The organism is Delftia sp. PE138, from assembly GCF_018320755.1.
Lineage (GTDB): Bacteria > Pseudomonadota > Gammaproteobacteria > Burkholderiales > Burkholderiaceae_C > Comamonas > Comamonas tsuruhatensis.
This window is the reverse complement of the sequence record NZ_JABEPN010000005.1, coordinates 246,017-258,574: the sequence shown is the minus strand read 5'-3', so window position 1 is coordinate 258,574 and position 12,558 is coordinate 246,017. Positions and strand designations below refer to the sequence as shown.

Annotated in this window: 12 protein-coding genes; 1 reads left to right on the top strand and 11 read right to left on the bottom strand. The window is 67.7% G+C overall.

Features of this window, described 5'->3' with window-relative positions; genetic code table 11:
• Both ycaC and HFGMBDPB_RS18580 read right to left on the bottom strand, forming a co-directional pair.
• A complete protein-coding gene (gene ycaC / locus HFGMBDPB_RS18585) occupies window positions 1-627 on the bottom strand; it encodes an isochorismate family cysteine hydrolase YcaC (RefSeq protein WP_016445411.1) in 627 nt (208 codons plus the stop codon).
• Window positions 628-766: 139 nt separating this feature from the next.
• Complete coding sequence (locus tag HFGMBDPB_RS18580) at window positions 767-1,630, bottom strand: pirin family protein (protein WP_016445412.1); 864 nt, start codon at window positions 1,628-1,630, stop codon at window positions 767-769.
• Window positions 1,631-1,761: 131 nt separating this feature from the next.
• Here HFGMBDPB_RS18580 and HFGMBDPB_RS18575 point away from each other — a divergent pair, with 131 nt between their 5' ends.
• On the top strand, window positions 1,762-2,664 hold the full coding sequence (locus HFGMBDPB_RS18575) for a LysR family transcriptional regulator (RefSeq protein ID WP_016445413.1): 903 nt from the start codon (window positions 1,762-1,764) through the stop codon (window positions 2,662-2,664).
• An 82-nt stretch (window positions 2,665-2,746) separates the two neighbouring features.
• On the opposite strand, the gene HFGMBDPB_RS18570 is transcribed toward HFGMBDPB_RS18575, so the two are convergent.
• The 9 genes from HFGMBDPB_RS18570 to HFGMBDPB_RS18530 form a co-directional block, all read right to left on the bottom strand.
• Window positions 2,747-3,247 (bottom strand): copper chaperone PCu(A)C, encoded by a 501-nt coding sequence (locus tag HFGMBDPB_RS18570; RefSeq protein ID WP_212645993.1) that lies wholly within the window; start codon window positions 3,245-3,247, stop codon window positions 2,747-2,749.
• Window positions 3,244-4,482 carry a hypothetical protein gene (locus HFGMBDPB_RS18565; RefSeq protein ID WP_212645992.1) on the bottom strand — a complete coding sequence of 413 codons (1,239 nt, stop codon included), beginning with the start codon at window positions 4,480-4,482 and terminating at the stop codon, window positions 3,244-3,246. The genes HFGMBDPB_RS18570 and HFGMBDPB_RS18565 overlap by 4 nt, the downstream gene beginning before the upstream one ends.
• 1 nt (window position 4,483) lies before the next feature.
• On the bottom strand, window positions 4,484-5,683 hold the full coding sequence (locus HFGMBDPB_RS18560) for a methanobactin export MATE transporter MbnM (protein ID WP_212645991.1): 1,200 nt from the start codon (window positions 5,681-5,683) through the stop codon (window positions 4,484-4,486).
• Complete coding sequence (locus HFGMBDPB_RS18555) at window positions 5,683-6,630, bottom strand: MbnP family copper-binding protein (protein WP_212645990.1); 948 nt, start codon at window positions 6,628-6,630, stop codon at window positions 5,683-5,685. The genes HFGMBDPB_RS18560 and HFGMBDPB_RS18555 overlap by 1 nt, the downstream gene beginning before the upstream one ends.
• A 149-nt stretch (window positions 6,631-6,779) precedes the next feature.
• Window positions 6,780-7,265, bottom strand: a complete 486-nt coding sequence (locus tag HFGMBDPB_RS18550) for a DUF2946 family protein (RefSeq protein WP_212645989.1) — start codon at window positions 7,263-7,265, stop codon at window positions 6,780-6,782.
• A 10-nt stretch (window positions 7,266-7,275) separates the two neighbouring features.
• Entirely contained in the window at window positions 7,276-7,743 is a 468-nt protein-coding gene (locus tag HFGMBDPB_RS18545) for a copper chaperone PCu(A)C (RefSeq protein ID WP_013803107.1), read from the bottom strand.
• A 99-nt stretch (window positions 7,744-7,842) separates the two neighbouring features.
• Complete coding sequence (locus HFGMBDPB_RS18540; RefSeq protein WP_212645988.1) at window positions 7,843-9,903, bottom strand: TonB-dependent receptor; 2,061 nt, start codon at window positions 9,901-9,903, stop codon at window positions 7,843-7,845.
• A 42-nt stretch (window positions 9,904-9,945) separates the two neighbouring features.
• Window positions 9,946-10,443: a copper uptake system-associated protein gene (locus HFGMBDPB_RS18535; protein WP_212645987.1), complete on the bottom strand. Its 498-nt coding sequence runs from the start codon at window positions 10,441-10,443 to the stop codon at window positions 9,946-9,948.
• Between the two features lie 34 nt (window positions 10,444-10,477).
• A complete protein-coding gene (locus HFGMBDPB_RS18530; RefSeq protein ID WP_212645986.1) occupies window positions 10,478-12,316 on the bottom strand; it encodes a TonB-dependent receptor in 1,839 nt (612 codons plus the stop codon).
• Window positions 12,317-12,558 lie beyond the last annotated feature (242 nt).

Sequence of the window (12,558 nt, the reverse complement as noted above, 5' to 3'; positions counted from 1 at the left end):
TCAATTGCCCTGGGTGAACGTGGTGTGGCTCGTGATCAGGTTGCGGTAGTCGGGGATGTGGTTGGAAAACAGAGTGCCCAGCCCCTGCACGTCGTTGCGCCAGTCGCGGTGCAGTTCGCAGGCAGCGCCGAACCAGCTCATCAGTTGCACGCCGGCCTGCGACATGCGATTCCACGCCGCATCGCGGGTGATGGAGTTGAAGGTGCCGGAGGCGTCAGTGATCACGAAGACGTCGAAGCCTTCCTCGATGGCCGACAGTGCCGGGAAGGCCACGCACACCTCGGTCACCACGCCGGCGATGATCAGTTGCTTCTTGCCCGTGGCCTTCACGGCCTTGACGAAGTCCTCGTTGTCCCAGGCGTTGATGTTGCCGGGCCGGGCGATGTAGGGCGCCTGGGGAAACTGGCTCTTGAGCTCCGGCACCAGCGGTCCGTTGGGGCCGTTCTCGAAGCTGGTCGTCAGGATGGTGGGCAGCTTGAAATAGCTGGCGATGTCGGCCAGCGCCAGCACGTTGTTCTTGAACTTGTCCGGGTCGATGTCGCGTACAAGGGAGAGCAGGCCGGTCTGGTGGTCTACCAGCAGCACGGCGGCGTTGTCCTTGTCCAGGCGGACGTAGGGCTTGGTCATGGTGAATCTCCTTGGGGTTGCAAAGTGCCCGGGATGGGCGGTTCAGGCGCAGCCGTGCACGACCGGGGCAGCAGGCCCCGGCTGAACAAAGCCGCGTCGGGGGAAACATGCAGGACTCCCGGCGGGAGCCCTGCGGCGCTCAGTGCGCCATCTGGCCGAAGCGTCCGCTGTTGAAGTCGGTCATGGCCTGACGGATCTCGGCCTCGCTGTTCATCACGAACGGGCCATAGCCCACCACCGGCTCATCGATGGGCTCGCCGGACAGCCACAGCACGGTGGCGTCGCTGCTGCCCTCGATCTCCACGCCGCTGCCGGTGCGCTCCAGGTGCACCAGTTGTCCTTCCCGCGCGATGGCGCCGTTGACCAGCACCGAGCCGTGGAGCACCACCAGGGCCAGCGTGTGGCCGTCCTTCGCGTCGAACCGGCCCACGCCGCCATGGCGGATGCGGATGTCCCACACGTCCATCGCCGTGAAGGTCTGCGCCGGGCCGCGGTGGCCGCCGAACTCGCCGGCAATCACCCGCACACGGCCCGCGCCTTCCGCCAGGTCCGCCCAGGGAATCTGCGCATCCAGCAGCGTCTGGTAGCCCGGCGCGGTCAGTTTGTCCTTGGCGGGCAAGTTGACCCAAAGCTGCACCATCTCGATGGTTCCGCCGCGTTCGGTGAAGGCGCGCGAGTGGAATTCCTCGTGCAGGATGCCGCCGCCAGCGGTCATCCACTGCACGTCACCGGGGCCGATCAGGCCGCCGGCGCCGGTGGAGTCGCGGTGCTCCAGCTCGCCCTGGTAGACGATGGTCACGGTCTCGAAACCACGGTGCGGGTGCTGGCCGACGCCGCGCGGCCGGTCGGTCGGCCCAAAGGGCGTCGGCGCCGCGTGGTCAAGCAGCAGGAACGGGCTCAGGTGCTTGCCCAGCCCGTCGTAGCCGAACAGCGAGCGCACCGGAAAACCGTCGCCTACCCAGTGCATGCGGGGGGCGCTGTAGACACCGAGGATTTTCTTCATGCTGATCTCCTTGTGTCGCCGAGACAAAGGTCTTGGCTGACGGATAGAGAATAGGATTTGAACGATGAACGCGGTAGTCGTTAATATTTGCCATCAGAGTCCTATCTGAGGAACGATGAAGGCGGTGTGCAATGAAAGACCTGAACGACCTCTACTACTACGTGCAGGTGGTGGACCACGGCGGCTTTGCGCCCGCGGGCCGCGCGCTGGGGATGCCCAAATCCAAGCTGAGCCGGCGCATCGCGCAGCTTGAGGAGCGTCTCGGCACGCGCCTGATCCAGCGCTCCACGCGGCGATTTGCCGTCACCGAGACCGGCCAGACCTACTACGGCCACTGCAAGGCGATGCTGGTGGAGGCCGACGCCGCCGACGAGGCCATCGCGCTGACCCACGCCGAGCCGCGCGGCATCGTGCGCATGACCTGCCCGGTGGCGCTGCTCGATGCGCGCATCGCCGACATGCTGGCGGCCTTCATGGCCGCGTATCCGCGCGTGGAGATCCACCTCGAGGAAACCAACCGCCGCGTCGACGTGGTGGGCGAGGGAATCGACGTTGCCATCCGCGTGCGCCCGCCGCCGCTGGAGGACAGCGACCTGGTGATGCGCATGCTCGCCGAGCGCGGTCAATGCCTGGTGGCCTGCCCGCAGCTGCTGACAGGCGGCATCCCCCAGGTGCCCGCCGACCTGGCAGGCCTGCCGAGCATGGACCTGGGCCTGCCGCAGCACGAGCATGTGTGGCACCTGATCGGCCCGGACGGCACGCAGGCGGCCATCCGCCACCGGCCGCGCCTGGTCACGCGCGGCATGCTGGCGCTGCGCGCGGCGGCCTTGGCGGGGGTGGGCGTCGTGCAACTGCCCTCGATGATGGTGCGCGAGCAGATCGCGCGCGGTGAACTGGTCCACGTCATCCCGGGCTGGGCGCCACGGCGCGAGATCATCCACGCGGTGTTCGCCTCGCGGCGCGGGCTGCTGCCGGCCGTGCGGGCGCTGCTGGATTTCCTGGCAGAGCGGTTTGAGGCGCTGGACGAAGACTGAGCGGCCGGCAAGCCCCATGGTGGCGGTAGCAGCTCATGGCTGCATCTCGCCTTGTGGGGCACGGCTCCTGCCGCATGTCCGTTCAATGCGGGTGTTGGTGTCCGGATGGCATGCGCTTGGGTTGCTGCACCCAGACCTTGACCTTGTACTCGCCTGACTTTTCGAATCGAAGCGTCAGGTCGAAGCGATCACCCTCGCGCAGGGGCTGCGTGAGTCCGATCAGCATGAGGTTGTGTGACTGGCCATGGCGCAACTGCACCTCCTGGCCTGCGGGCAGTTCGATGAAGGGCACTTCGCGCATGCGCATGATGTCGCCCTCCATCTTCATCTCATGCAGCTCCACGCGTGCGGCCGCTGGCGTGCTGGCCCCGATGAGCCGGTCGGCGTTCTTTCCCTTGTTCCTGATCCCCCGCAAATACGCCGCCCCGTTGCTGGAGCCGGCGATGGAGGGCGTGGCGTAGGGGTGGTCTATGACCAGGTCTCCCGCCCGGAAGTCATGGGCCCGTGCCGTCAGCGGCAGTGTCAGGGCACAGCCCGTGCCCAGCAGCATTCCAAGCGCCTGGCGGCGAAGCATCGTGGTCATTTCCAGTTCCTTTCCAACAGGGCATCGGGGGTCCAGATCAGCCGCAGGCCTGCCACCGTATGGCCTTTGCCGGCAATGTGCTCGCGCCCGGCTTCAAGCGCGATCAGAACGCTTTTGACGGGGCGCCAGCCGGCCATGGCCGTGAAGCGGCGCGATGGGTTGTTGGGCAGCAGGTTGGCGTCCGTGGCCACCAGCAGGGCGCCCGGCCCGCTGACGCGATTGGTGCTTCTGAGCCATTCCTGGCGGGCACCGAATTCCCAGCGCGCGCGCGGCTGCCAGAGCACCTCCAGCCAGCCGCCCAGGGTGCGGCCCTGGTAGCGGGTGTCGCCGTTCTGGGAATAGAGGTTTCCGCTTTCGCGCCGCCAGATGCCTGCTCCGGTGAGCTGGACGCCCTGCAGCGGCGTGGTCCAGGTGGCGCTGGCCCCGGCCAGGTCCACGGTGCCGTCGAAGCAGGTGATGTCGCGCAGGCTGGCATTGCACTGTGGCGCCGTGTGGATGTGGCCGCTGTTGGAGCGCTGTACATAGGCGCCGCGCCCCTTGGGCTGCATCCGGCTGTAGAAGGCGTCAGCTTGCACCGATGTCCAGGCGGCGCTGGCATGCACGACGGGCGCCCAGGCGGCGTTGTCGCTGCCGGGAAAGCGCCGGGCGCGCCAAAGCCCCAGGTCAATGCCCTGCAGCCAGGACATGGCGCCTTGCAGGTGGGGACGCCATGCGGCGTTGACGCCATCCTCGATCCAGTCGCCGTTGAAGGCCGCCCGCTTGGCCAGCGGCATCTGGCCGTAGCGGTCGAAGTGCCCGGCACGCGTGAGCACCTGTCCCATGGGCACGCGGTTGCGGCCTGCGCCCAGGGTCAGCTCGGCGTCTGAGCCGCTGCGCGCCTCCATCCAGGCGGCCTCCACGTGGGCTGGGTCGCTGTCGTGCCAGCCCATCACGATGTTGGCCCCCAGTTGGGGAGATACGCGCAGGCCGGCGCCCAGGGTGCCATGCTCCAGCCGCCAGCCGCGCTGGTCGTCAGGCGTGTCGCCCAGGCCCAGCGTGCCGGCCAGCCTGGGTGCCGGCAAGGTGGAATCGCCATGGAGATAGGCGGCCACCGCCGCCATGTCGATGCGCAGGCCGTTGGTCTGCGGTATGCCGTCATCCAGGGTGTGCGCGGCGGCGCTGCCTGCTGCCAAGGCGATGACGACGGCGATGGCCGCTGCCAGCGGCTTGCATTGCGCGAGGAAGGTGCGTTGCATGCTATTGGCCTGCCTGCCGTGCAAAGGGATCGGCGAGCCTGGGGTTGGTGAGCAGCTCATGGTCCGTGAGGGTTTTGAGAAAGGCCAGCAGGTCGGCGCGGTCGTCGGCCGTCAGGGCGATCTGGTTGATGAAGTCGTTCTTGTTGGGGTTGGCGCGCCCGTCGCCGGCATGCGGGCCGGAGGTGATGTTGCGGCCACCGGCTGCATAGAACTGCAGCACTTCCTCCAGCGTCGCGATGCTGCCGTCATGCATGTAGGGGCCGGTGACCTCCACATTGCGCAGGCTGGGCGCGCGGAACTTGCCCATGTCCTTGAAGAGCTGGGTCAGTTCGTAGACGCCCCGGTTGGGCTCGGGGAAGGCGCCGGTGCCGCCGATGTTGTAGAGGCCCGTGTTGTGGAACGGGGTCTCGACGATGCGGCTGCCCGCGTGCACGATCTGGTCGTTGAAGTTGAAGCTGCTGTGGCAGTGGAAGCATTCGGCCTTTTCGCCGAAGAACAGGTTCATGCCGCGCTGCTCGGCCGGGTTCAGTGCCGTGCTGCCCTTGAGGTACTGGTCATATTTGCTGTTGCCCGAAAGAATGGTGCGCTGGAATGCCGAGATGGCGTGGATCACATTGCCCCAGGTGATGGGCGCTGCCTGGCCCGGGTAGGCCCTGGCGAAGCGCGGGCCGTAGCCGGTGTCGGCAGCCAGCCGCGCGAGGATTTCCTCCTTGTTGTTGTCGTTGACGCCCATCTCCACCGGGTCCGTGCCGAACAGCGGCGTCTCCATCTGCTTTTCAAGCGTGACCAGCGAGGGGTTGGCCCAGGTCAGCGTGGCGTTGTAGACCACGTTGGCCAGGCTCTGGGCGTTGCGCGGATGTGCGTGCCCTGTGGAGCCCAGTGATGTCGTCAGGCCATCGGTGAAGGCCTTGGACTGTATGTGGCAGCTCGCGCAGGCCTGCGTGCCGTTGCCCGACAGGCGCCTGTCATAGAACAGAAAGCGGCCGAGCTCGGCCTTCTCCGCCGTCATGGGATTGGTGTCGGGCACCTTGGGGGTGGGGAAAAAGGAGGGCAGCACCCAGGACCAGCCCGTGCTGCTGCCGGAGTCATCGTGGACGGCGGTGTCGCCGCCCCCGCAGCCCGCCAGGGCGATGACCCCGGCAAGGCCGCACAGGGCGGCGGTCCATGCCGCCACCCGCCGAAGCGAATGGGGCTTGTGCATTACTTGGCCTCGGTACGGAACACGGTCTGGCCGCTGCCTTCATTGATGGAGCGGCCTGTGGTCAGATCGATCTTGAGCGCGCTGAAGATGGGCACGCATTCCGGATCGGTGGCCCCGGACATGCAGCCGGCGGCGCCGCCCAGGTCTTCCTTGACGTTCGAGCCCTGCAGCAGCTGCGCAATGTCCAGCACCACCTTCTGGGTGCCGGCATTGAAATCGCCGAACCCGAAATCCATGCGGTCCGCACGCGCGCAGCTGACCGTCTCGCCGGTCACGGGGTTGCCCGTGCAGCCGGTGGAGCCCAGGTGCACGTAGAAGGTCTTGCCGGGGGCGGCCGGCGCGGGGCGGGCCACGCCGCCCACGGGGTTGACCTCGATCTGGGCGAACTTGCGGCCGGCCTGCCAGGACCAGGCCAGGGCCTGCACATCGAGCGGCTTGGGCGCGACGGCATAGTCGGTGTGGTTGACCGAGGAGGGCACGCCCACGGTCATCCTGATGCCCTTGTACGTGCCTGCGGGCACCGTGCCCCGGACCTGCGTGTTCTGCGCCTGCGTGCCTGCGTCGGCGCATGCGCCGGTGCCGTCCTCCAGGTCGATCAGCGTCACCTCCTTGGTCTGCCAGTCGTTGACGTCCAGGGTGACGGCTACGGCCTCGCCCTTGTCATTGATCAGCGAGACGCCGCTGACGTAAAAGCGCAGGTCATGCAGGTCCACCGTGGCCTGGCTGGTTCCCACGCCGGCGATGGGCGTGCCGCATTTGGCGGGCAGGTTGCCGGCCTTGGCGGCGAACTCGATGGCCACGGGCTGGGGGCCCGTGGGCGTGGTGGGCGTGGTGGGCTGGCCGTTGTCACCGCCTCCGCCGCCACCGCAGGCGGCCAGCAGCAGCGGCAGCGCGGTGGCGATCAGGGCGAGGGGAAAGCGGGAGTTGTCAAAGTAAGTGGTACGCATGGGTAAACGGTTTCTTGGTGCCTGCGCTGGGGCCATGGTGGCGCGCAGGCGTGGGTAACCCTGCAGGCTGCGACACGGGTCGCGGCTTGGCATGGGAGAGGAATTCGGGAATGGGCGACGGCATGCCGCCCGTGCGGCCCTTTCGGGCTTCAGGAAAGGGGAGGCGCCCTGGGGGGAGTGCTCAGCACCACGCGCAGCACGGTGTCCCGCGGGCGCAGGGCCTGGGGCGGCAGCGGGGTGGGAGGCGGCGGTGCGGCAAAGCGCAGGTCCGCGCGGGACACATCAGGAGGGGCATCGCCCACGACCCGGCACAGCGGGCAATGCGCCTGGCCAGCGGCCGTGGTTTGACCATCGGCTTCGGGCTCGCCTGCAGCAGACACCGGTTGCGCCTGCTGCAGTCCCAGGGGCGTGCAGACTTCCATGGCCAGCCGCGCCAGCGGGTCGCCACTGCCCTGGCCCGATGCCAGCACCATCGCCAGGGCAGGGTGCACAAAGGCGAACAGCAGCGCCGCAGCCATCCATGCGGCAAAGCGCCGTCCCTGGTCGCGCCGCTGTCGTGCGCCCGGCAACGCCCACGGCCAGGCGGGTGGCCCGAAGGCCACCCAGCGCTTGATGCGGAAGCTGCTGCAGCGCATGGGCCCTGTGTCAGTGCTTGTGATCGTGGCCCGAGGGCGCCGCCTTGGTGGCCAGCGGGCGTACGGGCGCCTGCACCTGCACGGATTCACGCTTGCCGTCCTTGCCTTCGATGATGAGGGTCAGGGGCACGGTCTGGCCTTCCTGCACCTGCTGCTTGAGGTCCAGCAGCATCACGTGGTAGCCGCCGGGCTTGAGCTCCACGGTCTTGCCTGCCGGCAGCGCGATGGACGGCACCTGGCGCATCTTCATCACGTTGTCCTGCATGGCCATCTCATGGACTTCGACGACCGGCGTCAGGGGCGAAGTCGCTGCGACGAGCTTGCTGTCCTGGGCGGCCTGCAGTTTCAGGAAGGCGCCGGTGGCCTTTTGCTGCGGCACGGTGGCGCGCACCCAGGCATCACTGACGCTGACCTGGGCATTGGCGAATCCGCTGATCATGGCGGCGGCGAGGGCAAGCAAACGGACGTGGCGTTTCATGGGTTTCTCCTTCGTTGGCAAAAATGTCGTGTGTGTCGGGTGCGTGCCTGGTGCGTGACTGGTACGCGACTGGTGCGGTGGACGGCTGGAAGGTGTCCGTCAGAAGCGCAGGTTCATGCTGGCATAGACGCCGCGCCCGTCGGCGGGCGAGTAGCCCGAGGAGCCGCTGTCATACCAGGCGTAGACGTACTTGCGGTTGGTGACGTTCTTGACCTGCAGGCCCAGGTCCATGGTGTCCGAGAGCCGGTAGCTGGCACCCAGGTTCAGCACGGCGAACTTGCCTGCGCGGCCCTGGGTATTGGTGCGCTCCAGGTAGTAGTCGCCCTGGGCATTGCCCCAGGCCGACAGCTTCAGCCGGTCCGTGGCCTGCCAGTCCACGCCGGCCGAGACCAGGTAGTGCGGCACGTTCTCGATTTCCTTGCCCAGGGTGGCGGGTGCGCTGGGGTCGGGCGCGGTGATGCGCGCCACCTGGTGGGAGTAGGCGATCCAGGCGGTGGTGCGGGCATGGGGCTTCATGTTGAGCTGTATGTCGTAGCCCTTGCGCAGCGTCTTGCCCACGTTGCCCAGGCCGCCGGGGTCGGGCAGGCCGTCCACGCCCAGCACCCGGGCCACCTCGCCCGAGGCGCGCTGCTCCCAGTAGGCCACGCGGCCGTTGAGCCAGGGCAGGGGAGAGAACTTGACGCCCGCTTCCCAGCCATCATTGATGGAGGGCCTGAGGTTGCGATCCTGCGTGCGGTAGGCGTCGATGCCCGAGCCGATCTGGAAGGTCCGGCCCCAGTTCGCGTAGACGCTGGCCTGCTGGCTCAGGGTGTAGGCGATGCTGATCTTGGGCTGCTTGATCAGGCCGTAGTCATGCACGGGGGCGCGCGTGCCGGCCAGGCGGTCGATGAAGTGGCCATCCACGTCGTCAATGCGCAGCGCCGGGATGATCCGCAGGGCTTCGATGGGGCGGATCACGGCCTGCACGTAGGCGCCCTGCGTATGGAGGTCGAAGTCCCAGTCGCGGAACGGTGAGGTCCGCACGCGCTCCGTGGTGCGGTAGCGCTGGCCCAGGTTGCTTTGCCGCTGGGCGTCCAGACCGCCTTCGAGCGTGAATTCATGCGCCCAGGCCACCTTGGGGCGCCAGGTCAGGGTGGTGATGGCGCCTTGCTGCTGCTCGTCGTTGTAGCGCTCCTGCTGCGATCCCGCTGCCGAGAAGCGCACCCAGCGCTGGTTCTCGTACTGGTTGGCGTAGACCTTGGCGGACAGCGACAGCTCGGGCGTCAGTTCGCCATCCAGGTGGGCGCTGAGCTGGCCGGTTTCCCGCTCGCCACGGTCGGCCGCCGCGTAGGCCGGGGAGCTGCGCGGCGCCTTGATGGCTTCTTCGTAGCTGAGGTAGCCCGACTCCAGCGCCTTGTTGCGGTAGTAGCGCGCGATCACGCCGGTGCGCCAGCGGCCATCGTCCGAGGTGTAGAACCATTTGCCGGACAGGGACAGCTTGCGGGCATCGGCATGGTCCCGGTAGCCGTCCGAATCGCGCCAGGCCAGGAAATAGTTCTGGCTCCAGTTGCCGCTCTCGATGCCCTTGGACACCTGAAACTCCTTGGTCCCGAAGCTGCCCACGGTCACGCTGGCACGGCCCTCGTTGCCGCCCGTGCGGGTGATCACGTTGGCATTGCCGGCGATGTTGTTGAGGCCGTAGCGCGCGTCATTGGTGCCGCGCACGATCTCGATGGCCTCGATGTCCAGCGGGAAGACCGCGTCCAGAAAGGGCATGCCCCCGGCGTTGTCATTGCTGGGGATGCCATCGATCAGCAGCTTGACCGCATTGATGCGGCCTTCGCCGTTGAAGCCCCGGAAGGAGAAGCGCCCGGCATCCGTGCCCTGCTTGAACTGCGTGACCTGCACGCCGGGCGCCTTGGACAGCAGCTCCCAGCTGTAGTCCACATGCTCGTTCTCGAGGATGTCCGCGCCCACGATGTCCACGGAGCTGAACACGCTGCGCGTGGACAGCGGGCCGGAGGCCTTGGAGGTGATGCTGATGGTGCCCAGCGTCAGGGCGGAGTCGTCCTGGCTCAACGGTTGGGGGGCGACCAGGCCCTGGGCATGTGCCGCCGAGGCCAGTGCCAGGGTGATGGACAGGGCCAGGGGGCTGCGCGAGAAGGAGAGGGAGACAGACATTACGTGAGGCGGACGGTGGATGGTGTGGAGGATGCGATCGGCTCAATGGGCCGGATGTGCGGATGGGGGATGCTGGCCCTGCGCGTCCATATGGACCATGCCGTCGAACAGGGACAGCAGGGCGCGGCGCGGGGCGGGCATGGCGGACTCGGCCTGCACGACCTTGCTGGCCAGGCTGCGCGCGGCCGATGCAGACAGGCCAGCCATTGCCAGCATCTTGGGGTCCTTGAGTCCATCGCCGCCACAGACGGCCACCAGCCATTGGCCGTGCGCGTCGCGCCGCAGCAGGGCCCGGCCACCGCGATCGCCTTGTATCCATCCGGCGACCGCATGGCCGCCTTCGATGGAGATGGGCGCTACCTCCAGCCTGGCCTCGGGCTTGTCCCAGGTGGCCATCATGGCGCTGCGGATGGCCGCCGCGTCAGCCGATCCGGCCGTGGCGGGGGGCGTCGCGCCCGAGGCCGCCGCCATGGCGGGCAGGCCCAGGACCAGGACCAGGGCCATCGACAGGGCGATGCTGCTCAAAGAAAGATGTCTCATGCGTGCTCCTTGTGCGGGCTGTGCGGGCGGGGGATCAGAAGCTGGCCGCCACGCCGATCTGTGCCGAGCGGCCGGGCATGGGGTAGCCGGGGCGATAGGCGTAGTTGCGGTCGAACAGGTTCTCCACGGCCAGGAAAACCTCTCCCTTGCTGCCCAGGGCAGGCACCGGATAGGCCACTCGCAGGTTGGCCACGGCAAAGCCGGCCACGCGCTCGGTGTTGGCGGCATCGGCGCCCCGCGCGCGGCTCAGCGCCCAGACTGCCGACTGGTACTGCGCATCGAAGGCGACCCGCACCGGGCCGGCCTTGCCATTGACGCCCAGCGTCAGCGCGCGGCGCGGGCTGTAGGGCAGGTTGTCCATGCTGGGGTCCAGCAGCGTCAGGCCGGCAAAGCCCGACCAGCCGCCGCCCAGCGCCTGGCGCAGCGACAGCTCCATGCCGCGCATGGTGTAGCCGCCCAGGTTGATGAACTGCGGCGGGGGCGGGACATTGGGCGGAAAGCCGAAGACATAGCGGTTCTTGACCTTGTCGTGGAAGATGCTGGCGTCAAGCTGTGTGGCCTGCGACAGCGTCCACTTGAAGCCCAGTTCGGCGTGGTCCATCTCCTCGGCGGACAGCCGCTGCCACGTGGAGCCCAGGGCCGGAATCAGCGATGCCAGCAGCGGCGTCTCCAGCCCGGGGTAGTTGATGCCGCGCGACAGGTTGGCGTAGACGGTGAACTGCTCCGAGGCCAGCGACAGGCCCGCATGGGGGGCCGCCTTGGAGCTGAACTGGCTGTGGTCGTACATGCGCAGGCCGGCAGAGGGCACCAGGCTCCATGTCGCCGACAGCGGGATCTCCTGGCTGAGTCCCGCATAGGGGGAGGTGATCCTGAAGGTGGGCGCCTGGAAAAATCCCTGCGGCGCTGGTGCGACGCGGTTGAAAGCGGCATCGCCCGAAATGCGGTCATGGTCCAGGCCTGCAGTGACGGTGGCCCCCTTCCAGGGCGAGAACTGTTCCTTCCAGCGCAGGCCGCTCATGCGGAACTTGTTGATGCTGTCGCCGTCCGGCGCGGGCTGGTCCAGCCAGTCGCCCCGGCCATGGTTGCTGTACAGCTTGAGCTCGCCCCGCCAGTCACCATGCACGTGGGACACGGAGCTGCTGAACATGCTCGCCTTGGTGTTGTACTGGGGGGCTTGCGCCGCAGCGGCAAGCCGTGCGTCGCCAGGGTCCCTGGCCTTGTTGTCCACCTGCAGGAAGCTGGCCGCCACCGACCAGTTCGCACCCAGCCTGTAGCCAATGCGCCCCATGAGGTTGCTGAGCCGGCCATCCGCATTGGTGCGGTGGCCGTCCGAGCGCGCAAAGCCCTGGGCCAGGCTCCAATCCAGGTTGCCGCTTCTGCCCAGCAGACTGGCCTGTTCGGTGAGGGTGCCGTAGGAGCCCGCCGAGATCCTGGCATCCCCGTGCACGCCGTCCTCGGTGGCGCGGCGCGTGAGCAAGTCGATGGAGGCGAAGTTGTTGCCATTGACCTGGGGCTGCGGGCTCTTGTAGACCGTGATGGACTGCATGCCGTTGACGGGCAGCAGGTCCAGCAGGGGATGGCTCCACAGTCCCATGTAGAACGGCACGCCGTCCACATAGGTCTTGATCTCGCTGCCGGGTCGGCTCACGCCCATGCCGCGGATATAGACGGCGCCGCCCTGATCGCCGCCAAAGGCACCCACGGGGTTGTAGCGCGAGATCTGGACACCGGGCGTGCGGCGCAGGGCCGAGGCCAGGTCCACCGCGTTCTGGTCGCGCAATTGGTCCTGGGTGATCACGGCCGAGTTGGAGGAAAACGCATCCAGCTCCATCTCTTCCACCACGGGGCGGGCATTGACGGTGACGGGGGCCATCTGAGGCTCCTGGGCATGCGCGCCGGCAGCCAGTGTGAGAAGCGCCGAGGCGATGGAGGACCTGTGGAAAACGGCCGGAATGCAGGTGAAGCGTTGGGCAAGCATGGGTGTGCACGCAGTCCGTCTGAACTGCGCAAATCATTGTTGGACGATCCAGGGCAGGCCATTGCCCGTGCGCCGCACCGCCGGCCTGGTCACAGGCGGGCGCATTGGGGGCTTGGGGCAGGCCAGGAAATGACCTC

Excerpts from the sequence above, each read along its gene's own strand:
- HFGMBDPB_RS18540 (WP_212645988.1), bottom strand. The coding sequence starts at position 9,903 with ATGTCTGTCTCCCTCTCCTTCTCGCGCAGCCCCCTGGCCCTGTCCATC.
- HFGMBDPB_RS18560 (WP_212645991.1), bottom strand. The coding sequence starts at position 5,683 with ATGCACAAGCCCCATTCGCTTCGGCGGGTGGCGGCATGGACCGCCGCC.
- HFGMBDPB_RS18575 (WP_016445413.1), top strand. The coding sequence starts at position 1,762 with ATGAAAGACCTGAACGACCTCTACTACTACGTGCAGGTGGTGGACCAC.
- HFGMBDPB_RS18580 (WP_016445412.1), bottom strand. The coding sequence starts at position 1,630 with ATGAAGAAAATCCTCGGTGTCTACAGCGCCCCCCGCATGCACTGGGTA.
- ycaC (WP_016445411.1), bottom strand. The coding sequence starts at position 627 with ATGACCAAGCCCTACGTCCGCCTGGACAAGGACAACGCCGCCGTGCTG.
- HFGMBDPB_RS18530 (WP_212645986.1), bottom strand. The coding sequence starts at position 12,316 with ATGGCCCCCGTCACCGTCAATGCCCGCCCCGTGGTGGAAGAGATGGAG.
- HFGMBDPB_RS18550 (WP_212645989.1), bottom strand. The coding sequence starts at position 7,265 with ATGCGCTGCAGCAGCTTCCGCATCAAGCGCTGGGTGGCCTTCGGGCCA.
- HFGMBDPB_RS18570 (WP_212645993.1), bottom strand. The coding sequence starts at position 3,247 with ATGACCACGATGCTTCGCCGCCAGGCGCTTGGAATGCTGCTGGGCACG.
- HFGMBDPB_RS18555 (WP_212645990.1), bottom strand. The coding sequence starts at position 6,630 with ATGCGTACCACTTACTTTGACAACTCCCGCTTTCCCCTCGCCCTGATC.
- HFGMBDPB_RS18545 (WP_013803107.1), bottom strand. The coding sequence starts at position 7,743 with ATGAAACGCCACGTCCGTTTGCTTGCCCTCGCCGCCGCCATGATCAGC.
- HFGMBDPB_RS18565 (WP_212645992.1), bottom strand. The coding sequence starts at position 4,482 with ATGCAACGCACCTTCCTCGCGCAATGCAAGCCGCTGGCAGCGGCCATC.
- HFGMBDPB_RS18535 (WP_212645987.1), bottom strand. The coding sequence starts at position 10,443 with ATGAGACATCTTTCTTTGAGCAGCATCGCCCTGTCGATGGCCCTGGTC.